The 21,290-nt window shown below is 42.1% G+C and carries 24 protein-coding genes, 1 tRNA gene and 1 pseudogene; 10 read left to right on the top strand and 16 right to left on the bottom strand.

Going from position 1 to position 21,290, the window contains the following annotated elements; translation table 11 throughout:
• Position 1 precedes the first annotated feature (1 nt).
• From rpsC to ACR63T_RS02940, 13 genes and pseudogenes are all read right to left on the bottom strand, one after another.
• Entirely contained in the window at positions 2–730 is a 729-nt protein-coding gene (rpsC, locus tag ACR63T_RS03000) for a 30S ribosomal protein S3 (protein ID WP_201572030.1), read from the bottom strand.
• A gap of 3 nt (positions 731–733) precedes the next feature.
• Positions 734–1,063: a 50S ribosomal protein L22 gene (gene rplV, locus ACR63T_RS02995; protein ID WP_045446615.1), complete on the bottom strand. Its 330-nt coding sequence runs from the start codon at positions 1,061–1,063 to the stop codon at positions 734–736.
• Positions 1,064–1,073: 10 nt separating this feature from the next.
• Positions 1,074–1,349 carry a 30S ribosomal protein S19 gene (gene rpsS, locus ACR63T_RS02990; RefSeq protein ID WP_201572028.1) on the bottom strand — a complete coding sequence of 92 codons (276 nt, stop codon included), beginning with the start codon at positions 1,347–1,349 and terminating at the stop codon, positions 1,074–1,076.
• 11 nt (positions 1,350–1,360) lie between these two features.
• Entirely contained in the window at positions 1,361–2,188 is an 828-nt protein-coding gene (gene rplB / locus ACR63T_RS02985) for a 50S ribosomal protein L2 (protein ID WP_201572026.1), read from the bottom strand.
• A gap of 11 nt (positions 2,189–2,199) precedes the next feature.
• Positions 2,200–2,547, bottom strand: a complete 348-nt coding sequence (gene rplW / locus ACR63T_RS02980) for a 50S ribosomal protein L23 (RefSeq protein WP_305899660.1) — start codon at positions 2,545–2,547, stop codon at positions 2,200–2,202.
• Positions 2,544–3,146: a 50S ribosomal protein L4 gene (gene rplD / locus ACR63T_RS02975; RefSeq protein WP_305899659.1), complete on the bottom strand. Its 603-nt coding sequence runs from the start codon at positions 3,144–3,146 to the stop codon at positions 2,544–2,546. Before rplD ends, rplW begins: the two co-directional genes overlap by 4 nt.
• 14 nt (positions 3,147–3,160) lie before the next feature.
• Positions 3,161–3,799, bottom strand: coding sequence for a 50S ribosomal protein L3 (rplC, locus tag ACR63T_RS02970; RefSeq protein ID WP_201572020.1), 639 nt, complete (start codon positions 3,797–3,799; stop codon positions 3,161–3,163).
• A 45-nt stretch (positions 3,800–3,844) separates the two neighbouring features.
• Positions 3,845–4,156, bottom strand: a complete 312-nt coding sequence (gene rpsJ, locus ACR63T_RS02965) for a 30S ribosomal protein S10 (protein ID WP_025644420.1) — start codon at positions 4,154–4,156, stop codon at positions 3,845–3,847.
• A gap of 314 nt (positions 4,157–4,470) precedes the next feature.
• Complete coding sequence (locus ACR63T_RS02960; protein ID WP_472784738.1) at positions 4,471–6,144, bottom strand: Rne/Rng family ribonuclease; 1,674 nt, start codon at positions 6,142–6,144, stop codon at positions 4,471–4,473.
• Between the two features lie 154 nt (positions 6,145–6,298).
• Complete coding sequence (locus tag ACR63T_RS02955; RefSeq protein WP_472784737.1) at positions 6,299–6,991, bottom strand: Maf family protein; 693 nt, start codon at positions 6,989–6,991, stop codon at positions 6,299–6,301.
• A gap of 34 nt (positions 6,992–7,025) precedes the next feature.
• On the bottom strand, positions 7,026–7,511 hold the full coding sequence (gene mreD / locus ACR63T_RS02950; protein WP_472784736.1) for a rod shape-determining protein MreD: 486 nt from the start codon (positions 7,509–7,511) through the stop codon (positions 7,026–7,028).
• A gap of 189 nt (positions 7,512–7,700) precedes the next feature.
• Positions 7,701–8,522: pseudogene (gene mreC, locus ACR63T_RS02945) on the bottom strand (rod shape-determining protein MreC); the annotation flags it as partial.
• A 155-nt stretch (positions 8,523–8,677) separates the two neighbouring features.
• Complete coding sequence (locus ACR63T_RS02940) at positions 8,678–9,715, bottom strand: rod shape-determining protein (RefSeq protein ID WP_472785220.1); 1,038 nt, start codon at positions 9,713–9,715, stop codon at positions 8,678–8,680.
• Between the two features lie 849 nt (positions 9,716–10,564).
• Here ACR63T_RS02940 and gatC point away from each other — a divergent pair.
• The 9 genes from gatC (at position 10,565) to ACR63T_RS02895 (ending at position 17,186) form a co-directional block, all read left to right on the top strand.
• Positions 10,565–10,891 carry an Asp-tRNA(Asn)/Glu-tRNA(Gln) amidotransferase subunit GatC gene (gene gatC / locus ACR63T_RS02935; RefSeq protein WP_472784735.1) on the top strand — a complete coding sequence of 109 codons (327 nt, stop codon included), beginning with the start codon at positions 10,565–10,567 and terminating at the stop codon, positions 10,889–10,891.
• Positions 10,892–11,104: 213 nt separating this feature from the next.
• Complete coding sequence (gatA, locus tag ACR63T_RS02930) at positions 11,105–12,601, top strand: Asp-tRNA(Asn)/Glu-tRNA(Gln) amidotransferase subunit GatA (RefSeq protein WP_472784734.1); 1,497 nt, start codon at positions 11,105–11,107, stop codon at positions 12,599–12,601.
• A gap of 94 nt (positions 12,602–12,695) precedes the next feature.
• Positions 12,696–13,028 carry a hypothetical protein gene (locus tag ACR63T_RS02925; protein ID WP_472784733.1) on the top strand — a complete coding sequence of 111 codons (333 nt, stop codon included), beginning with the start codon at positions 12,696–12,698 and terminating at the stop codon, positions 13,026–13,028.
• A gap of 144 nt (positions 13,029–13,172) precedes the next feature.
• Entirely contained in the window at positions 13,173–14,678 is a 1,506-nt protein-coding gene (gene gatB / locus ACR63T_RS02920) for an Asp-tRNA(Asn)/Glu-tRNA(Gln) amidotransferase subunit GatB (protein WP_472784732.1), read from the top strand.
• A 111-nt stretch (positions 14,679–14,789) separates the two neighbouring features.
• Positions 14,790–14,866 (top strand) — tRNA-Pro (locus ACR63T_RS02915).
• Positions 14,867–15,036: 170 nt separating this feature from the next.
• Positions 15,037–15,348, top strand: a complete 312-nt coding sequence (locus ACR63T_RS02910; protein WP_472784731.1) for a transcriptional regulator — start codon at positions 15,037–15,039, stop codon at positions 15,346–15,348.
• Positions 15,345–15,662, top strand: a complete 318-nt coding sequence (locus tag ACR63T_RS02905; protein WP_472784730.1) for a helix-turn-helix domain-containing protein — start codon at positions 15,345–15,347, stop codon at positions 15,660–15,662. The genes ACR63T_RS02910 and ACR63T_RS02905 overlap by 4 nt, the downstream gene beginning before the upstream one ends.
• A 299-nt stretch (positions 15,663–15,961) precedes the next feature.
• Positions 15,962–16,396: a DUF6978 family protein gene (locus ACR63T_RS02900; RefSeq protein ID WP_472784729.1), complete on the top strand. Its 435-nt coding sequence runs from the start codon at positions 15,962–15,964 to the stop codon at positions 16,394–16,396.
• A 1-nt stretch (position 16,397) separates the two neighbouring features.
• Positions 16,398–17,186 (top strand): DUF1829 domain-containing protein, encoded by a 789-nt coding sequence (locus tag ACR63T_RS02895; RefSeq protein WP_472784728.1) that lies wholly within the window; start codon positions 16,398–16,400, stop codon positions 17,184–17,186.
• Between the two features lie 69 nt (positions 17,187–17,255).
• On the opposite strand, the gene ACR63T_RS02890 is transcribed toward ACR63T_RS02895, so the two are convergent.
• Both ACR63T_RS02890 and bioD read right to left on the bottom strand, forming a co-directional pair.
• Positions 17,256–17,558, bottom strand: a complete 303-nt coding sequence (locus ACR63T_RS02890) for a monooxygenase (RefSeq protein ID WP_472784727.1) — start codon at positions 17,556–17,558, stop codon at positions 17,256–17,258.
• Positions 17,559–17,634: 76 nt separating this feature from the next.
• On the bottom strand, positions 17,635–18,375 hold the full coding sequence (gene bioD / locus ACR63T_RS02885) for a dethiobiotin synthase (RefSeq protein WP_472784726.1): 741 nt from the start codon (positions 18,373–18,375) through the stop codon (positions 17,635–17,637).
• A 246-nt stretch (positions 18,376–18,621) separates the two neighbouring features.
• Here bioD and ACR63T_RS02880 point away from each other — a divergent pair, with 246 nt between their 5' ends.
• Complete coding sequence (locus ACR63T_RS02880) at positions 18,622–19,836, top strand: 8-amino-7-oxononanoate synthase (RefSeq protein WP_472784725.1); 1,215 nt, start codon at positions 18,622–18,624, stop codon at positions 19,834–19,836.
• Positions 19,837–19,843: 7 nt separating this feature from the next.
• Here the strand turns inward: ACR63T_RS02880 and bioA are convergent, their stop codons facing one another.
• A complete protein-coding gene (gene bioA, locus ACR63T_RS02875; protein WP_472784724.1) occupies positions 19,844–21,187 on the bottom strand; it encodes an adenosylmethionine--8-amino-7-oxononanoate transaminase in 1,344 nt (447 codons plus the stop codon).
• Between the last annotated feature and the right edge of the window lie 103 nt (positions 21,188–21,290).

Here is a 21,290-nt window from a genome sequence, read left to right as displayed (position 1 = left end):
TTTACCCTCTGTCTGAGTTTCGACGATTTCCGTTTCCACCACGACCACGGCGTTTTGGCGCGCGAGGCTCTTCTTTAACGGGATTATAAACACTGTTCATACCGTCAAGGATTTCGCCACGGAAGATCCAAACTTTTACACCGATAGTGCCGTAAGTAGTCTCTGCACGAATTGACGCATAGTCAATATCAGCGCGGAGCGTATGTAAAGGTACACGACCTTCACGATACCATTCAGTACGAGCAATTTCAGCACCGCCAAGACGGCCAGACAGCTCAACTTTAATACCTTTAGCACCAGAACGCATACTGTTCTGCACGGCGCGCTTCATAGCACGGCGAAACATAACACGACGCTCAAGCTGGCTTGCGATACCTTCTGCTACTAAACGAGCATCAAGATCAGGTGAGGTGATTTCTTCAATGTTGACCTGAGCAGGTACGCCCATAATTTTGGTCAATTCTTTTTGAAGTCTTTCAATATCTTCGCCTTTTTTACCGATAACAATACCAGGACGCGCAGTGGAAATGGTAATCTTAGCAGCACCAGTAGGACGCTCGATCATAATACCGCTGACCATAGCGTTGTCTAGTTTTTTGCGGAGATACTCACGAACTTGGATGTCGTTAATGAGGTATTCTGAGTATTGTTTAGGGCTAGCATACCAGTTTGCGTTATGCTTTTTTACAACACCAAGACGAATTCCGATTGGATGTACTTTTTGACCCATAACTTATTCTCCTACCTTTATAGTGATGTGACAGGTACGTTTGCTGATACGATCAGCGCGACCTTTAGCACGTGGTAGGATACGTTTTAGCGTAATGCCTTCATCAACGTAGATAGTCGATACTTTTAACGTATCAATATCTAAACCGTTGTTATGTTCGGCATTGGCGATAGCTGAGTTAAGGCATTTCTTAACAAACACAGCGCCTTTTTTATTGCTATACGTTAAGATATCCAAAGCACGCTCAATAGATTTGCCACGAACTTCATCAGCAACGAGTCTAACTTTTTGTGCCGAGATGGCGGCACCGCGTAATTTTGCAGTTACTTCCATGGTAAGCACCTTATCTCTTAGCTTTCTTGTCAATGCCGTGACCGCGATAGGTACGGGTCGGAGCAAATTCACCTAGTTTATGACCAACCATCTGCTCACTAATGATAACCGGTACGTGAGTACGGCCATTATGAACAGATAAAGTTAGGCCAACCATTTGTGGCAGAATCATCGAGCGGCGCGACCAAGTTTTGATCGGTTTGCGTGAGTTGGCTTCAATAGCAGTCTCAACTTTAGCAAACAAATGCGCATCAATGAATGGACCTTTTTTCAATGAACGAGGCATGAAATTCTTCCTTATTTCTTCTTCTTGGCGCGACGGATGATCATATTGTCAGTACGCTTATTGTGACGCGTTTTCAGTCCTTTAGACTTCTGACCCCAAGGGCTAGTAGGATGGCGACCTTTGTTACGACCTTCACCACCACCATGTGGGTGATCAACTGGGTTCATTGCGACACCACGAACGGAAGGACGAATACCTCTCCAACGTGACGCACCAGCTTTACCAAGTGATTTCAAGTTGTTTTCAGTATTAGAGACTTCACCAATAACGGCGCGGCAATTGATATGCACACGGCGAGTTTCGCCTGAACGCATACGTAGGATTGCATAGATACCATCACGACCTAGTAACTGTACGCTTGCACCCGCTGCTCGAGCCATCTGTGCGCCTTTACCGATTTTAAGTTCGATATTATGGATCACAGTACCCAAAGGGATGTTTTTGAGCGGTAAACAGTTACCTGGACGAATAGGTGACATTTCACCTGATAGTACAGTATCACCAACGGCTTGCTTTTTAGCAGCAATGATATAACGACGTTCGCCATCAGCATATTTAAGTAATGCAATATGAGCGGTACGGTTAGGATCATATTCGATACGTTCTACAATCGCTGGAATATTATCTTTAGTACGTTTAAAGTCAATAATACGATAATGCTGTTTATGACCGCCACCAATATGACGCGACGTGATGCGGCCATTATTGTTACGACCACCTGACTTACTTTTTGATTCTAGAAGTGCTGCAAACGGACGACCTTTGTAAAGGTGTGGATGCACAACTTTTTCAACAAAACGACGGCCTGGTGATGTTGGCTTTGCTTTTACGATAGGCATGAGTGTAATCCTTATTCGTTGTTCGCTGTTTCACTAGCAGGAGCAGTATTAGCTACTTCCTCACCAGCATCAGCCATTTGTACATCTTGACCAGCTTTTAAGGTAACATAGGCTTTTTTATAGTCATTACGACGGCCGATAGTTTTACCAAAACGCTTTGTCTTACCTTTAACATTCAAAGTGTTTACTTTAGTAACTTCAACACCTTCAAACATCAACTCAACTGCTTTTTTGACTTCAAGCTTAGTCGCTTTAGAATCAATTTTGAATACTTGTACACCAAGTGAATCGCCAAGCATTTGAGATTTCTCTGAGAAGACAGGTCCTCTTAGGATCTGATAAAGTCTTGCGTTATTCATGCTAGTGCTTCCTCAAATTGTTTCGCCGCTTCAACTGACATGATTACTTTGTCAAAAGCAATCAAACTCACTGGATCCACTTCACTTGTACCGAGTACATTGACATTTGGAATGTTGCGAGCCGCTAAGTACAAGTTCTCATCGACTTCTTTAGTAATGATCAAAGCACGTGGTGCATTTAAATCATTCAATTTAGCGATAAGATCTTTGGTCTTAGGTGCAGACATAGTCATATCTTCAACCAGAATCAAACGCTCTTGGCGAATCAATTCGGCTAAGATGCACTGCATAGCACCACGGTACATTTTACGGTTAACTTTTTGTGACCAATCTTGTGGTTTTGCCGCGAATGTACGACCACCGCCACGCCAGATTGGACTACGAATAGAGCCTGCACGAGCACGACCAGTACCTTTTTGACGCCATGGCTTAATGCCACCGCCAGAAACTTCGGCACGGGTTTTTTGTGCGCGTGTACCTTGACGAGCACCAGCTAAATAAGCGGTGACGACTTGATGCACTAATGCTTCGTTGAATTCACGACCAAAAGCCGTATCAGAAAGCTCAACCGCCGCACCTGTAACTGTTTTTAAATCCACGTTAATCCCCTTGCTTAGGCTTTGACTGACGGACGTACGATAACATCGCCACCGGTGGCACCTGGGATAGCACCTTTGATGACAAGTAACCCTTTTTCAGCATCAACTGAAATCACTTCTAGGCCTTGAACAGTAACACGCTTGTTACCCATCTGACCCGCCATCTTTTTGCCTTTGAATACTTTACCTGGTGACTGGTTTTGACCAGTTGAACCATGTGCACGATGAGATACTGAGTTACCATGAGTCGCATCTTGCATACTAAAGTTGTGACGTTTTACAGGACCTTGAAAACCTTTACCTTTACTCGTTCCTGTGACATCAACCATCTGACCTTGTTCGAACAAGTCAGCTAGTATCTCGCCACCAATCTCGCGGCCTTCAAGATCACTCTCATTAGCACGAAACTCCCAAACACCACGACCAGCTTTTACGCCAGCTTTGGCAAAGTGACCTTTTTGAGCAGCAGTTACGCGGCTATCACGACGAGTACCAGTAGTGATCTGGATGGCTTGATAACCATCTGTATCCGTGTTTTTTACTTGAGTAATGCGGTTTGCGTCAACTTCTACTACTGTAACAGGGATAGATGCGCCTGCCTCAGTGAAGACACGGGTCATGCCGCATTTTTTACCGACTAAACCAATCGCCATTTTAAACCTCTTTATATCTTCTATTAATGGTTTGGATATGTTGCATTAACCCAAAGCAATTTGAACGTCAACGCCTGCTGCTAAATCTAACTTCATTAGCGCGTCCACAGTTTTGTCAGTAGGCTGAACGATATCAACCATACGCTTGTGAGTACGGATTTCGTACTGATCACGAGCATCTTTGTTGACGTGTGGCGAGGTTAGAACGTCGAAGCGCTCAATACGAGTCGGCAACGGTACAGGACCACAAACTTGCGCACCGGTACGTTTTGCAGTATCAACAATCTCTTGTGCTGATTGATCAATCAAACGATGATCAAAAGACTTAAGACGGATACGGATTCTCTGGTTAGCCATGCCAGCAAGCTCCTAATATGTGTTTTTGTCATTCTTGCAATGCGACGCAATACAAGGTAATGATAAAAAGCCGTTTAATTAAATATTCACTTGCAATGATCGCTTGTCTTTTATCAAAACCCGCTGCCATCAAAAGTAAAATAGTTTAAAGCCCCGCCGAATCTCCTATTAATATGGAAATCAGCAAAGGCATAATGAAATAGTGCTAGAAACGATGCTCTAGCTGTTATAGCGCCAGCGGTTTACTTGGCGGCGCTTATATAATTCAGTGGTGTATATTATACACACCTTGTAGCTCATTGCAAGGACAATCTCTAATCCAAAACAATATCATATTGTTCCTGAGTATATAGATTCTCCACTTCAAAAGTGATCACTCGCCCAAGTAGATACTCTAAGTCAGCAACCGTGTCCGCCTCTGAGGTCAGTAATAAATCAATAACTGCAGCGTGAGCGACAACGGTAAACTTCTTCGGTGAGTTATAAGTACGAGCGCAGCGCATCATCTCACGAAATATTTCAAAGCAGACCGTTTCAGCGGTTTTTATAAAACCGCGACCTTGACAAGTCACGCATGGCTCACATAACTGTTGGCCTAGTGACTCACGCGTACGCTTACGAGTCATTTCAACTAGACCTAGCTCACTGACTTGGGTGATATTGGTCTTAGCATAATCACGAACCAGTTGCTCTCGCAAGCTAGTAAGTACATCATCTTTATGCTCTTGCTCAAGCATATCAATAAAATCAAGAATGATAATACCACCTAAATTGCGCAGGCGCAGCTGACTGGCTATCGCATGGGTGGCCTCAAGATTGGTCTTATATACGGTGTCTTCTAACGAGCGACCACCAACATAAGAGCCTGTATTGACATCAATAGTGGTCATTGCCTCAGTTTGATCAATAATCAGATAACCGCCAGACTTTAGATCAACACGGCGTTTGAGAGCATCACGCAGATCTTCCTCAACGCGGTGCACATCAAAGAGTGCAGGTTCAGCGGTATAATGGACAATACGCTCTTCGATAAAAGGCACAAACTCTTTGGCAAAACGGAGTACTTGCTCATAGATTTGTGCATTGTCGATAATAACTTTTTCGGTGTCACTATGCACTAAATCACGAATAGAGCGCAGTGGTAGCGATAGCTCTTGATAAATAAGCTCAGAGCTTTGATGATGAGTAATCTCTTGGCGACGCGCACAGATAGTGCGCCATAGTTGCAAAAGATAGTAGATATCTTCTTCAAGCTTATCAACAGGGACGCGCTCAGCTGCCGTACGCGCAATCAATCCGCCTTTTAGGTTGACGGTTTGCATCAAACTAGTCAGCTCAGTCTTGAGACGAGTGCGCTCATCAATACTATCGATACGCTGTGAGATACCAATATGATCACTCGATGGCAAGTAAACAAGATACCGCGAGGGCAAAGAGATGTTAGTGGTTAAACGCGCGCCTTTACTCCCTAGCTGATCTTTGGTGACTTGTACTAACACGCGCTGAGACTCATGCAAGCGATTTTGAATAAGGCTTTTGCTAGCTATGGTAACTGTACTTTTTGGCAGTACAACAGGTGGTGTTGCATTGATATTATCAGCGGATATGACAGCGGCACTTTTCTCACTAGTGCTTGGCGCACCATTAGTATTATTGTTTATTTTGCCGATACTATTAAGGTTATCGATAGTGTCGTTTTTATCAGCAGTCTTATCATCCATCTGAACTACTGAGGGCCCGATACTAGCTTGCGGGCGTGGCTCTCGCTGCATATCATTCACATGTAAAAAAGCCGTGCGTGATTGTCCAATATCGACAAACGCAGCTTGCATACCTGGTAGCACTCGTACCACTGTCCCTAGATAAATATTGCCTACTAAGCCAAGCTTATGATGGCGCTCGATATAGATCTCACCTAAGACTCCGTTATCCAGCACAGCTACTCGGGATTCCATAGGACTGACATTAATTAGTAGCTCTTCAGACATAGGGCCTCTTCTTTTATTATGCTCATAGATGATTTTGTAGCTGATAGTGTAACAAACGCGCTCAGGCTCGCCCACCGTATAGCCGTATCATTATGTGTCTCAATACGGTTTTAAGAGCGGCGAAGGTTATAAAATAAAAAGGAAACAGCGGAAGCTAGTGACTGACACTCATGTCAATAGCATTTAAATGACTGACACCTAAATGATTATACTCTGTAGATGCTTTATCTATAAGCGCCAAAGTTTGTGCTAATGGCAGGCCGACGACATTGGTATAGCTGCCATTGATATGAGTGACCCAAGCGGCGGCTAAGCCCTGAATAGCGTAAGCACCTGCCTTATCCGCAGGCTCGCCACTGTCCCAGTAATCACTCATCATTGCAGGCGTTAGTGGAATAAAACTAACCGCCGTACGCTCTATAATTTGTTGTTGCCATGTCGCTACTAACGACTCATTATTCCTCATGACTAACGTCGCTTGTACCGCTGTCCATACCTGATGGGTATCATCAGACATTTGCTGCCACATATCATACGCATGCGCCCGATCTTCAGGCTTGACCAATACGGTTATACCATCTGGTAAGACGCCTATAGTATCAGCGGTCAACATAACAAAGCTATCGGATGACATATATAATTCAGACTGATGCTGTGGATCGTTAAGCTCTAACTGCTTAATCGCGGCATCAGCTTTGGTTGCAACCATACGTTGGATATAGTCTTGCGGCGACTCATTCGTTAAGACCCTCTCGTCGATATCCACAATAATTACTTGAAAGTCAAGCTGTGCACTCGTCAGTAGCTCACGGCGACGCGGTGAGCCTGAAGCTAAGATAATATCCATGATGGCTCTCGTAAGTCTATTGGGCTCTGTTGATTTAGCGAGTAAATTTGCGTAGCGTTAATAAAATTAATGGCCAGCTTAAGATACTCATCACTATAGATAAACCTGACTGGACAACAAAGACATTCTGCGTAATGAGCTGCAACACCCAAAGACTCAGCTGAAAAGCGATTAGCGCTAATGTCGCTATAAACCAAGCGCTGGCAGTGTTAAGCTGCTTGATATAAATACTACTGGTCTTGACTACTAGTGCTACAACTACCGCCGCAAAGGCTTGCTGTCCTAAACGTGTATCCAGCAATAAATCAGCGATAAGGCCAATAGTAAAAGCAATGAAAAACCCGACATAGCGCGGCTGAAACATCAACCAAAAAATCAACACCATGATCATAACCATCGGTCGCAAAGTCGCCATAGTTGGACTCAAAGGATAAACATTAAGCGATGAGGCAACCACGAAACTTAGTATAATGGCTAATAGTAAAAAACCTGTGGGGTGCTCAGATTCTGGGTATATCATGACAGCCTACCTCAACAGTGAATCATGAGTGGCTGCTACAAGGTTTTGAGCGCTTAGCTGAGATGTTGACTGATGATTTGGCTGTGTTGTCATCGAATTTAAAGTACTACTATCTATAGCAGTATTTGCTGTAGGCGCATTTGGTGCAGTAGCAAATTTTGGCTGGTCGACATCAGCAGCAACAGTCGCTTTATCTTGCAAAATAAGTACATAAGCATTGTCAACAAAATTAGCCGCTGGGGTAACGTTAATACTTCTAAAATTATCCGCTTGGGTATCCTTAATGAGTGCAACGCGCCCTACTCTAAAGCCTGCAGGAATCCGACCACCTAGGCCTGATGATACTAGCTCATCACCAACGCGCACATCTGAGGTTTTAAAAACATAGTTTAGTCGCAATGAGGACGGAATACCCTCACCCGTTACAATACCGCGCTGACCAGTACGCTTAACGGTCACGGCGACTGACTGCTGCTCATCGGTGATTAACAGTAACCGGCTGGTATTCGGATAAACATTGATAATCTGACCCAATACACCATCTTCATCAATGACGGTCTGCCCGACTTGTACTCCATCTTGCTTACCCTTATTGAGCACGACGATTTGTTTGAGTGGATTGGTATCGGTGCCGATCACTTGCGCTAAATTTAGATCGAACTGTTCAGGCCTAGTCGTTGACAATACGCCTTGCAGCCGCGCATTTTGCGCTAAGATATAGTCCTGCTGTTGCAGTTTGGCTTGAGCATGAATTAATTGGGATTTGAGCTGGACGTTTTCGCGGCGTAGTGACTCTTTTGACTGAGCGCTACCACTTACCCAGTGCCCTGCATAACTTGGTAATAGTGACAACTCGTAGATAGGCTGCATTGCCGAATGACTAAGATTGCGCATAGGCTTAAACCATTCAGGATTTTTGCTATCAAACCACATAAGTATGAGCGCTGCTATTAATACAATAGCAGTGATACGTAATGATAAAGGCTGGCGTACAAAAATACTTGGGATCATAAATTATCTAACTTTACCTATGCTTGACGATGCTAGAGTCTGTTGAACACTTACAAGTAAGCACCATTATCGAATGATCAAACAGACTCTAATATAAAAAAAGCAGTCTTGACGACTGCCTTAAATTTTATCATCTTGATTTAAATATCTAAAACTTATACAAAAATCATATTTAGACTTTTATTATTAATAAAATCGAGCGCCATACCACCACCACGACTGACACACGTTAATGGGTCTTCTGCCACAGAGACAGGCAGGCCTGTTTCTCTTGAAATCAACTTATCTAAATCACGTAGCAAGGCTCCGCCACCTGTTAGCACGATACCACGCTCAGCGATATCTGATGATAGCTCTGGTGGCGTCTGCTCAAGTGCCGCTTTTACTGCGCTGACAATACCGCTCAATGGATCGCTCAGCGCTTTTTGCACTTCTTCTGAATTGACAGTAAAAGTCTTAGGGACGCCCTCTGCCATACTACGACCACGAACCTCTACTTCTAGTTGTTCACTTTCGTTAAGCGCTGTGCCAACCTCTGTTTTGATCCGCTCAGCGGTAGTCTCGCCAATGACACAACCATGAGTACGGCGTACGTGAGTGATGATGGCTTCATCAAACATATCACCACCGATGCGAATCGACTCAGCATAAACACAGCCTGACAAGGCGATAACTGCAATTTCAGTGGTGCCGCCACCGATATCGACGACCATAGAGCCGCTCGCTTCATGTACTGGCATGCCAGCCCCTATTGCCGCTGCCATAGGCTCTTCTAGCAACATGACTTTGCTCGCACCTGCTGACGATACCGCCTCACGAATGGCTTTGCGCTCAACCAAGGTTGATTTGCAAGGCACGCAAACCACGACGTTTGGTTGTGCCATAAAACGCTTGGCTTTTACTTTAGCAATAAAATGCTTAAGCATTTTTTGGGTGACTTCAAAGTCAGCAATAACGCCATCCTTTAAAGGACGAATAGCGGTGATATTGGAGGGCGTACGACCTAGCATCTGCTTGGCATCAATGCCGACTGCGGCTACGGTTGGGTTTTGGGTACGGTTACTACGCAGAGCAACAACGGTAGGCTCATCGAGCACCACCCCTTTACCAGGAATAAAAATTAAAGTATTTGCAGTACCAAGATCGATGGCAATGTTATTTGATAAAAATCCAAAAGGGTTCATGACTAGTATATCCAGCGCTTTACAAAATAAGGCAAATGAGGCGAATGAGAGAGCTAAGACGTACTTATTGGCAATAAATAGGCTAGCATTAGCCGCCTATGGTAACGAAAGCTTACCAACACAACAAGTAAAGCCGAAACAACACTATTAAGGTGGGACAAATTATACCGATTTAGCTTGGAAAAAACACAGCTATTTGCACGACTACTGCAATGAATGCTGTTTAAAATGCTAGAATTTGTTACAGACTACTAGATGTATATATTAACATCATTATACATAATATTCATAAGCTAGCATAAATAGCGACGTATAAATGAGTCTTCCAAAACATATCGTGGCTTACTTTATCTTATTTGACTTGTAAATAACAGCTAAGCGCTTGATAAGCAATCAAAAACCCTCAAATTTTCATTGTTTTATTATATAAACCAGCAATAGTTGACATCTTATATTCTGTAAACTTCGCTAAGATGCTTTATAATAAGTCAGCGCAAAAACAATAGACAAGACTAGCCTTATAACTACTGTAGTATATCTAACAGCTCACGCTTGGAATTTATAAGCAAATAATAACCGTTATGAGTGATAAGCTTTATTACTTAGTCTAGAAACACCTATTTGGTTTTAGCGTCTAAACTTACTGACGTTTTTAATATATTTTACTAGGGCGTGTCATCAATTAGGTTATGAGGGTAAAAGTGAGATAGATTTTTGCTAATCAAGATAAATTTTGCAGAGACTATGAACATATTGTCTATAAATATACGAAGAGTGGCGCAAATATAGCCATTTTTAACTCATAAAAATATTAATATTTTAATTGATAACACGCCTTAGATAAGAATTGGAGAAATCATGTCCTCTCAAACCCCTGATAAAACCTCTATTGATCATGACCATGTGAGTCGTGAAGAGATTTTAGATATCGCCACTTTGGCCCGTTTAGGTGTGGATAAAGACACCGCTAGTAGTTATGCCGAAGATATTAGTAAAGTCTTGGGCCTGATGAAAACCTTGGGTAGCGTGGATACTACAGGCGTTACGGCTTTATCTAACATTCACGAGGTCTGTCAAGATCTGCGTAAAGATATTGCCAATCACGATATCGATCGCAAGCTCAATCAGTCTATGGCGCCTGCAGTCGAGGATGGTTTATATTTAGTGCCTCAAGTTATCGAATAAAACCAATAAGTCTTTAAATAGTGATATTTGGTGGTGTGTCAAAAAGTATGCTGATTAAAATTTGAACAATTTGTGAAGCCTTGAAAGCCCTATAGAATAAAAGAACTTAGAATAGACTTCTTATTGACTTTTATCGCTAGCATACTTTTTAGAACACCACCTGATATTTATCTCACCCCTTTTTTAGTTCCCTTTACTAACGGACGACCTCTTATGTCTGAGATGCATCTATTAACCACTGAGCAGCTTGTAGCGGGCTTAGCAGAAAAAAAATTCAGTAGCGCAGATTTAACCGAGCATTATATCAAGCGGATAGAAAGCCTAGATAGCAAGATTAATAGCTTTATTACTACCACCTTCGATACTGCGCGTGCGCAAGCACAAGCGGCAGATAGCAAGCGTGCTCAAGGTGATGAGCGTCCGCTACTTGGCGTGCCAATGGCACATAAAGATATCTTTTGTACCCAAGGTGTGCTGACCACTTGCGGCTCAAAAATGCTCTATAACTTTATCTCGCCTTATGATGCCACCATCGTTGCCAATATACGCGAAGCAGGCATGATTAATTTAGGCAAGCTCAATATGGATGAGTTTGCAATGGGCTCAGACAATAGCAGCTCTTATTATGGCAAAGTACAGAATCCTTGGAATCTTAAGCATGTGCCTGGTGGCTCATCAGGTGGTAGCGCCGCAGCAGTAGCAGCAGGTTTTGTGCCAGTGGCGACAGGTAGTGATACGGGTGGCTCTATTCGTCAGCCAGCCTCGTTTTGTGGTCTTACGGGTATCAAACCAACTTATGGACGTGTCTCGCGCTTTGGTATGATCGCTTATGCCTCAAGCCTCGATCAAGCAGGCGCTATGGGCCGCGATGCCATAGACTGCGCGTACCTTTTGCAGCCGATGGTTAGCTACGATCCGCGTGATGCTACCTCGGTGATACATGACGTTCCAGACTACGTGCAAGATATTAAGGACGCTGAGGCTAATGCTAGCGACAAACCTTTCGCAGGACTGCGTATTGGGGTGGCCAAGGAATATTTCACCGAAGGACTCGATAAAGAGGTCGAACAAATAGTGCGAGCGGCCTTAAAACAATACGAGGAGCTTGGCGCGACTATCGTAGAAGTCAACATTACCAACCCTGACGTTACGCTTGCCACTTATTATATGTTAGCGCCTGCTGAGGCATCCTCAAACCTATCTCGTTTCGATGGAGTGCGCTTTGGCTATCGCTGCGCGAACCCGAAGGATTTAACTGACTTATATACGCGCTCACGCTCAGAAGGCTTCGGTCCTGAGGTGCAGCGCCGTATCTTGACAGGCACTTATGCGCTATCGGCAGGCTACTTCGATGCTTACTATACCAAAGCATTGAAGGTGCGCCGTATGATCGTGGCAGACTTCGAAAAAGCCTTTACCAATTGTGATGTTATCGCCAGCCCAACCGCACCGACCGCTGCCTATAAGCTTAGTGACAACCTTGATCCAGCAACAATGTATTTAGGTGATGTCTATACTATTGGCGTCAATTTAGCAGGCTTGCCAGCACTGAGTCAGCCTGTAGGTTTGACCTCTGAGGGTTTGCCAGTAGGCTTGCAGCTTATCGGTAAACATTGGGAGGAAAGTAAACTGCTGACCACAGCGCATCTATTCCAGCAGCATACCGATCACCACTTGCAGCATTCGCTTATCGCAAAACAGGGCGTTTAAGACAGTATGATAGTTGAATGAACTACTGCATCGGCCTAAAACTTTAGAGTGTGCAAATTTTCAACTTCGCTTTTAACTTTACTGGGGATATAAGATGACTTTTATCGACATGTTAAAACAAGATTACGGCTTAGATGATAATCAAGCTCTGACTTTAAAGACAAAGCTCAAAGAGCTAGAAGTATTTTTTGACGAACACTTCGAAGATAAGCCAAGTTTTTTTACAACCTTTTATCAAAGGTTTGAAAAAACGATCACACCCTATGGATTTGAAGATGCTGAGCAAGCGGAACCTTTAATAAGCAGTTTGTACCGTCAAGGTAAGTTTAGAATCTTAGTGAGTTATGTTATTCCTGCCTTTTATCAAAGTGGCGGAAATAGTGAGATTTTTGCGGACACTTATACGCAGATGTTGAATCATCATTAAAGGGTGCTTAATGAATTAATCCTTAACAAACGGATTGATACTAAGCCTACTTCGCTAGCCGTATTAGTTAGAACACTTTAGATAAGTTAATAATAAGTAATAAATGCAGTTTTAAGATCTATTTAAATTTTATGATGGGATTTTATGATGGAAATGACAGAGTTTGCCGTTCGCGAAGAATTGCTCGTCGATGGCTATGAAGTAGTTATTGGTATTGAAATTCACTGTCAGCTAAATACTGACAGTAAGATATTCTCAAGTGCCCCAACTGATTTTGGTCATGAAGCCAATACTCAAGCCAGTATTGTCGATTTGGGCTTACCTGGCGTGCTTCCAGTATTGAATGCAGGCGTCGTCGATCGTGCGCTAAAATTCGGTATCGGTATCAATGCGGAGTTGGGGCTATTCAATACTTTTGACCGTAAGAACTACTTTTATCCTGATTTGCCAAAAGGCTATCAGATCACCCAAATGGCCAATCCTATTGTCGGTCGCGGACATATCGATGTGGTGGTCAATGAAGGGGATAAAAATGAATACCCTAAACGCATGGGTATCACGCGAGCGCATTTAGAAGAAGATGCAGGCAAATCAGTACATGATGCGGTCGACGGTATGACAGGTGTCGATCTGAACCGTGCTGGCACGCCACTGATTGAGATTGTCTCTGAGCCTGATATGCGCTCCGCAGCCGAGGCACTCGCTTATATAAAAGCCATCCATCAGCTGGTCACTTGGCTCGGCATCTCTGATGCCATTATGGCTGAAGGCTCGTTCCGCTGTGACTGTAACGTCTCGATACGTAGGCCTGGCGGCGATCTTGGCACGCGTACTGAGCTGAAAAACCTAAACTCATTTAGGAATATCGAACGCGCTATCCATCGCGAAATCGAGCGTCAAATTGATATCTTAGAGGACGGCGGTAAAGTCATACAAGCGACGATGCTTTATGATCCTGAAAAAGATCAAACTCGGGTTATGCGCACTAAAGAAGACGCTAACGACTATCGCTACTTCCCTGATCCTGATCTGTTGCCCGTGCGTATTGAGCAGCATACGGTCGATGAGATCAAAGCTGCTATGCCAGAGCTACCTGTGGCTCGTCGAGCACGCTTAGAGCATGACCTTGATCTGTCTGAATATGATGCGCGTATCTTAACGGGTAGTCGTCAACTAGCCGATTATTATGAAGCGGTAGTTGAGGAAACAGGACAGTCGCATGCCAAGATCGCAGCGAACTGGGTGATGGGTGAGCTACTTGGTGCATTGAATAAAGACGATAAAGAGATCACTGACTCACCTATCAGCGCTAAACAATTGGCTAATATGCTCAAACGTATTTTTGATGATACGCTCTCTGGTAAAATGGCTAAGACTGTCTTTAGTGCGTTATACGCGCGCGAAGGTGGCGATAGCGATGATGCCGCTGATCAAATCATTGAGTCTAAAGGTCTAAAACAAGAAACCGATACGGGCGCAATCAAAGCTATCGTTGAGGAAGTTATTGCTAATAACCAAGCAATGGTCGATGAGTATCGCGGTGGTAAGCAAAAAGCCTTTAACGGTCTCGTCGGTCAAGTGATGAAAGCCAGTCGTGGTAGCGCTAATCCACAGCAAGTCAATGAGATTTTAAAAGTGTTGTTGGATTAAGCAGCTTCGATCAATAGAATAAGCTGATTATGATATGTAAATTTAGCGGTTAATCTACAAAACAATTAACCCTTGCAATATAAGTAAATTTGCGTAAAATAGTCAGTCATTCGGGGCGTAGCGCAGTCTGGTAGCGCACTACACTGGGGGTGTAGGGGTCGCAGGTTCAAATCCTGCCGTTCCGACCAAACATAGCAATATTAAAAGAGTCAGTCATTTTAATTAATGGCTGGCTTTTTTTTGGTTATAAAGACTAGATTTAACTAGCCTACCTTTTAAACAAACGTTATTTTTTATATTAAAACAAAGAAAATAGTCTTTATGCTACAATGTAGTATAAAGACTAAGAGATAACAGAATGTATACTCTAAGAGAAACACCTATCTACACTAAGATGGTAGATAGTCTATTATCGTTAGAGGAGCAAGGAGAGCTGAACGCTTTTATTGCTAGTCACGCAGACGCAGGTGATGTTATTCAAAGTAGCGGTGGCTGTCGTAAAATACGTTGGAAGCAAGCAGGTAAAGGTAAAAGCGGTAGCGTTAGAATTATATATTTTAATCAATTAGAAGACGGTTTAATTACTTTATTACTTATTTATGCCAAATCAAATTTGGATACTATACCTAGTCATAAACTCCGTCAGATTAAGCAGGAGCTTACCAAATGAATACTAATGATTTAGATAATATTGATATAACTACTCACAAATTTACAGGTGATGAGCTTGGAGATCTATTGTTAGCCAGTGTTCAGCAAATGAATGCTGGAGAAATTAGTAGAACTCATACGGTGACGGTAAACGAAGCAATCGAAGCTCGTCATAAGACAGGACTATCTCAAAGAGAGTTTGCCGATATTATGCAGGTCTCTATTCGCACATTGCAAGCTTGGGAACAAGGTAAACGTCAACCTTCAGGCTCAGCAGCTACTCTACTTAAAGTCGCGACTCAATCACCGCAGACTTTATTAAATTTAAGGTAGAGTGTTATCAAAACTAAAATTATAAAAGCTGTAGAATGAGATAACTAAACTGTCGACGCTTCAGAACTATTTATAAGTTGTGAAAGATATAGGGGTCGCAGGTTCAAATCCTGCCATTCCAACCAAACATAGCAGTATTAAGAGAGTCAGTCATTTTAATTAATGGCTGGCTTTTTTTTGGTCCGTACAAGTTACTCAAAGCTTAATTCATAGACAATGTTCTAATTTTAAATTAAAGTCGTATACTTATAGAAAAATATAAGACTAATATCAAATAACTTTCGAGGTAGAAATTTAGAATGGAGCTAACTCAAAAAGAAGCTAGAACCTTATTAGCTATGATTAAGGTGCCTCATGAAATAGAAGGAGGGTTAGATTTTGATCATACAAAAAAACTTGTCAAACTTAAAAGCTTAGATGGAAGAGAAGAGTTTCATTTTAATGTTATACCTTCTCGTTATGAAATAAAGAAAATCACCTATCAAACAAGAGCTAGAAAAAGTATAATTCTAGTTAGACTGGACATCGAGGGTCCACCACATAGAAACCCTGATGATGAAGAAATACCTTGCCCTCATATTCATATTTATAAAGAAGGATATGGTGACAAATGGGCGTATACATTACCTAAGGACTTTGATAATTGTACAAATTTATGGGATTTCTTAGAAGAGTTCTGCAAATTCTGTAATATATCTCAGAATCCATTTAATCAACCAGTAATTGGTTTTTAATATGAACACATCGCTCCTGACTATTGACTCAATAGAAGGTCATTTTGATAATTATATCAAGTGGCTTAGAGATAAGACTTGCTTTAGAGAAGTTAGGAATGGTTGGGTAGAGGTTACTACTCCACATTTAGATAGGCATAATGATTGTTTACAGTTCTATGTGAAAAGCGATGATAGTGATATCGTATTTACCGATGGCGGTTATATTCTTGACGACTTGGAAGCTTCAGGCGTTCAACTAGACTCACCAAAACGCCGTAAAATATTGAATGAAATATTAAATGGTCTTGGTATTACGCTTTCTAATAACAATGAGCTAATGGTAAAAGGTAATACTGAAAACTTTGCTGTTAAAAAAAATAATCTAATACAAGCTATGTTAGCAGTGAACGATATGTTCGCCTTGGCTACCTCTAATATAGCTAGTTTGTTCTATGAAGATGTAGAAAATTGGCTAGAAGTCAATGATATTCGATATGTTCCTTCTATTGGATTCAAAGGTAAGTCAGGTTTCGACTTTAGATTTGACTTTGTTATTGCCAAACACAGGGAGCATCCAGAACGGTTGCTGCAAACTGTTAATATTCCTAATAAAAGTAATATAGAGCATTTGTTGTTTAGCTGGTCAGATACAAAGGAAACTAGACCAGAAAACTCTAAACTGTATGCAATCATGAATGACATTGATAATAAGATATCTCCAACTATTCAACAATCTTTAGATAATTATAACGTTGTTGGTATACCTTGGTCTCATAGAGATGAGTTTGTTGAACGATTAGTCGCTTGAACCGAAACGAAAAGCCAGCCCCTAATCCAAGAGCTGGCTTTTCTATTATTAATTATTGTCAGCTAAACGTTAAACAGACGCTTTAGTAATAGCGCTCAACTCTTCATTAATAATAAAAGTCTTGGCACGAATATCAGTAAAGCCAAATGATTCTAAACGCTCTGTATGCTTAGCCAGATATCTATTAGCGTCATCCAAATTATCAAAAACATAAATACCACCTGCCTCTTGAGTCTCTTGGTTTTCAGTCCATAGCTTATAAACCAAACCTTTCTCGGTAACGATGTCTTCAGCTAGATCTTTCATTTGCTTGTAAAAATCGTCACCGAAAGGGCCAGTATAGGGAAAGTCCATCTGTAAAAGGTATTGCATATTTTGCTCCATTTTTTAAAATTCAAGCTTAACACTCTACATAGCGCTCCATGTAAGAGTGTAGTTTTACCGCGCTCTATTCAAATACTTTTACATAGTTTGCCAGTGAAAAACGAATATCACTATTGGCAGCTTGAACGTGCTGATCAGATGAGCTATCAGGCAAATCAACCCAATAGGCTTGCGGGTGTTTAGCTTGCAGATACTGATATAGATATTGTCTGGTACTATCGACGATCTCATCATCTTTCTTATAAGATGAGTCGTCATTGTCAGAATTACCAGGCTGCCATTGATTATATATCACCGCGTGCAGGCTCAACGAGCGACTCTCTATTGCCTCAATGCTCAGCAAGGTATGATTAATACTGCCGAGTCTACCAGAGGTGACTAAAACAATAGGATAACCCTGTTCGGCAATATAATCTAAGCTTAACAATGAAGGAGTAATCGGTACCATAAGCCCGCCAGCACCTTCTAAAAGCACAATATCATAATCGTTCAAGAGCTTATTCGTTGCAGTAGTAATAAGCTCAGGGTCAATTACAGTGTGCTCTAAAGCTGATGATAAATGCGGCGAAGCAGGCTTGCTAAAGACATAAAGGCAAGTTGTCCCATCCTTATCTGCCCTTTGCAACGGCATTCCCATCATCTTTCTATGAACAATCAGATCTTCTGCAATATCGTGACATCCTGTCTGTACCAGTTTTTGCGTAATTACCTTACATCCCTGTTGATACAGAGCTTTTGCTAACTGTCCTGTCGCTATTGTTTTACCTATATCTGTATCAATACCACTTATAAATAGTACTGTCATACTTACTGTTCCTCAATTTAAAACATATAGTTTTGGCAAAATTCTACTCACTCTTTATTATTGGACAGAGGAAGAATTCATTCCCTAGTGCCATTTCATTGAGAAGCATATACAATTAGAATAACTACCCTTAGTGTTCTAGCTTCATATCGTCTAAAAAATAGTCACCAATAGTATTTTGATCAAACATTAAACAGACTCTAGCGCTGTTTTTCCAATTTATTTTAGTATTTCAGGACTACTTTTATGACACAACCCACATTATCAAGCGTTGCTCATCACTTAGATGAGCTAAATGCTAAGGATCAATATCGAAAGCTTCCTATTATTAAGCATAGAGACCAGTGGATCATATCTAATGATAACTCATTACTGAATATCTCGAGTAATGATTACTTAGGTTTAGGTAGTGACACCCGTCTGCAAACACAGTTTTTAGATCAACTGCAAGCGCTACCTGACTCACTGTTACCGAGCATGGGATCTACCTCCTCTCGTTTGCTAACCGGTAATCATGAACAGTTGCAACTGCTTGAAGAAGAATTACTACAGTGGTACCAACTTGCCTTATCGCCACAGCAACGACAAACCTCGACAAAATCTGTATTAGTCATGAATAGCGGCTATCATGCCAATATTGGAATTTTACCTGCCCTCGCTAAGCTGCCCCTTCACACTCTCATTTTATCTGACGAGCTCATTCATGCCAGTATCATTGACGGGATACGTCTGATCAGTAATAAGCAGTGTGCTAAACAGAGATATCGCCATAATGACTTAGAGCATTTAGCGTCTATCATTGAGAGCGCGGATACTTCTATTGAACGCATTATCATTGTCACCGAGAGCATCTTTAGCATGGACGGCGATCGAGCAGACTTAAAGGCATTAGTCGAGCTAAAAGCGTGTGATCCTCGCATTGAATTGTATGTCGATGAGGCACATGCGGTTGGCGTTTTAGGTCGAAACGGACTAGGTTTGAGCGAGGAGACCCAAACATTAGAATCCATAGACTATCTAGTAGGTACCTTTGGCAAAGCGTTTGCTTCGATGGGCGCTTATATCATTTGTAATGAAAAGGTTAGGCACTGGTTGATCAATCAAATGCGCTCCTTCATATTTAGCACCGCACTACCTCCTATTACTCATAGCTGGACAAGGTTTATACTCGCAAAAATGCCTTCGCTGCACCATTTACGTACTCATCTTGCCCAGCTATCGTTGCAATTGGTAGGGGCTATAGAGGATGGTTCAACTGCGTGCTATCAGTCTCCTATCATTCCCTTTATAACAGGGGATAATGCAAGTGCTGTAAATAAGGCGCAAGAGCTGCGAGATGCTGGATTTTATGTGCTGCCAATCCGCCCACCTACCGTACCTGTAGGTGCCGCACGCATTCGGATGGTGATGAACGCTAAGCTAACCGTAGAGGACTGCACCCGTCTTATATCACATTTATAAAGTAAAATTAATCAGCACCCAAAGCTAAGTACTGCTTAATCACTAATTTTAATCGGCAACATAGTTTGGCTATTTCTGGTTCAGTCATGATGATCGGTGGCATGATATAAATCAGTTTACCAAAGGGTCTTACCCAAATTTTATTGATGAGCAAAAGTTTTTGAAACTTAGGCATATCAACGGTTTCTTTTAGTTCAATCACACCGATAGCACCTAGTGTACGAACATCTGCTACTTCAGAGCAGTCTGCTACTTCAGATAGATGCGACTGTAGATAGTGCTTTATTTGTCTAGCTCGAGCAGGATAGTCATGCTCAATGAGTAAATCTAGTGAAGCAATAGCTACTGAGCAAGCTAACGGGTTACCCATAAAAGTCGGACCATGCATCAGGGCAGCATAACGACTATTGGCAATAATATCCGCTACATAACGTTGGCACAGCGTCGCTGCAAACGTCATATAACCGCCTGTTAGTGCTTTCCCAACGGTCATAATATCTGGTGATATAAAGGCATGCTCACAGGCAAACATTTTGCCCGTACGTCCAAACCCAGTGGCAATTTCATCCACAATCATCAGCACATCATACTGACTACATAGCTCACGTATCAGTTGTAGATACTGAGGACTATAAAAACGCATACCGCCAGCACCTTGCACGATAGGCTCGATGATAAATGCGGCCATATCATTATGGTTTTCTTCGAAGAATTGAGTCAGTTTATCGCTCTCACTCCCTGTCATCTCACTCTCAAAGCCTTCAACAGGCTTGTCTGCGAATAACTGTACGGGTAATTGACTACCATAGATGCTGTGCATGCCACCGACAGGATCGCAGATGCTCATAGCATGCCAAGTGTCCCCATAATATCCAGAGTAGGTCGTGGCAATTTTGTTTTTTTCAGGTTTGTTTTTAGCTAATTGGTATTGCATTGCCATCTTTAATGCGACCTCAACGGAGATACTACCGCTGTCTGCATAAAAAATAGCATCCAGACCTTGAGGTACAATGGAGAGCAGTTTTTTACCTAAATCTATGGCGGGTTGGTGCGTAAGACCGCCAAACATAACATGAGACATCTTAGCTAATTGCTCATGAATAGCATGATTTAATTTGGGATGATTATATCCATGAACACAAGCCCACCACGACGACATGCCATCTATGAGCTGCTCGCCAGATTTAGTATAAAGATAAACGCCATTGCAGCGGTCGATAATGACATTCGGATAAGCTGGCGGCAGGGTTGAATAGGGATGCCAAAGATGGTTGTGGTCAAATGGATCTACAACCTCAGAGCCAGTATGAGCATTAGATTTTTCATCTATAGAGTGTAAATTATCTATCATAAACCCATTAATCGCTAACCAAAAATTTAATATAATATAGCGCTAATAATATATAAAAGCTAGCTACAAGCTTTGTTAAAAAGGGTGTAACTGTCTATAGACT

The sequence above is a fragment of the Psychrobacter sp. M17(2026) genome, from assembly GCF_055699815.1.
The sequence above is the reverse complement of the archived record's forward strand: the minus strand, read 5'-3'. Positions and strand labels throughout refer to the sequence as shown.

Excerpts from the sequence above, each read along its gene's own strand:
- bioA (WP_472784724.1), bottom strand. The coding sequence starts at position 21,187 with ATGATAGATAATTTACACTCTATAGATGAAAAATCTAATGCTCATACT.
- ACR63T_RS02910 (WP_472784731.1), top strand. The coding sequence starts at position 15,037 with ATGTATACTCTAAGAGAAACACCTATCTACACTAAGATGGTAGATAGT.
- ACR63T_RS02890 (WP_472784727.1), bottom strand. The coding sequence starts at position 17,558 with ATGCAATACCTTTTACAGATGGACTTTCCCTATACTGGCCCTTTCGGT.
- mreD (WP_472784736.1), bottom strand. The coding sequence starts at position 7,511 with ATGATATACCCAGAATCTGAGCACCCCACAGGTTTTTTACTATTAGCC.
- gatC (WP_472784735.1), top strand. The coding sequence starts at position 10,565 with ATGTCCTCTCAAACCCCTGATAAAACCTCTATTGATCATGACCATGTG.
- ACR63T_RS02905 (WP_472784730.1), top strand. The coding sequence starts at position 15,345 with ATGAATACTAATGATTTAGATAATATTGATATAACTACTCACAAATTT.
- rplB (WP_201572026.1), bottom strand. The coding sequence starts at position 2,188 with ATGCCTATCGTAAAAGCAAAGCCAACATCACCAGGCCGTCGTTTTGTT.
- ACR63T_RS02925 (WP_472784733.1), top strand. The coding sequence starts at position 12,696 with ATGACTTTTATCGACATGTTAAAACAAGATTACGGCTTAGATGATAAT.
- rplW (WP_305899660.1), bottom strand. The coding sequence starts at position 2,547 with ATGAATAACGCAAGACTTTATCAGATCCTAAGAGGACCTGTCTTCTCA.
- bioD (WP_472784726.1), bottom strand. The coding sequence starts at position 18,375 with ATGACAGTACTATTTATAAGTGGTATTGATACAGATATAGGTAAAACA.
- ACR63T_RS02960 (WP_472784738.1), bottom strand. The coding sequence starts at position 6,144 with ATGTCTGAAGAGCTACTAATTAATGTCAGTCCTATGGAATCCCGAGTA.
- rplC (WP_201572020.1), bottom strand. The coding sequence starts at position 3,799 with ATGGCGATTGGTTTAGTCGGTAAAAAATGCGGCATGACCCGTGTCTTC.
- gatA (WP_472784734.1), top strand. The coding sequence starts at position 11,105 with ATGTCTGAGATGCATCTATTAACCACTGAGCAGCTTGTAGCGGGCTTA.
- gatB (WP_472784732.1), top strand. The coding sequence starts at position 13,173 with ATGATGGAAATGACAGAGTTTGCCGTTCGCGAAGAATTGCTCGTCGAT.
- ACR63T_RS02895 (WP_472784728.1), top strand. The coding sequence starts at position 16,398 with ATGAACACATCGCTCCTGACTATTGACTCAATAGAAGGTCATTTTGAT.
- rpsS (WP_201572028.1), bottom strand. The coding sequence starts at position 1,349 with ATGCCTCGTTCATTGAAAAAAGGTCCATTCATTGATGCGCATTTGTTT.
- ACR63T_RS02900 (WP_472784729.1), top strand. The coding sequence starts at position 15,962 with ATGGAGCTAACTCAAAAAGAAGCTAGAACCTTATTAGCTATGATTAAG.
- ACR63T_RS02955 (WP_472784737.1), bottom strand. The coding sequence starts at position 6,991 with ATGGATATTATCTTAGCTTCAGGCTCACCGCGTCGCCGTGAGCTACTG.
- rpsJ (WP_025644420.1), bottom strand. The coding sequence starts at position 4,156 with ATGGCTAACCAGAGAATCCGTATCCGTCTTAAGTCTTTTGATCATCGT.
- rplV (WP_045446615.1), bottom strand. The coding sequence starts at position 1,063 with ATGGAAGTAACTGCAAAATTACGCGGTGCCGCCATCTCGGCACAAAAA.
- ACR63T_RS02880 (WP_472784725.1), top strand. The coding sequence starts at position 18,622 with ATGACACAACCCACATTATCAAGCGTTGCTCATCACTTAGATGAGCTA.
- rpsC (WP_201572030.1), bottom strand. The coding sequence starts at position 730 with ATGGGTCAAAAAGTACATCCAATCGGAATTCGTCTTGGTGTTGTAAAA.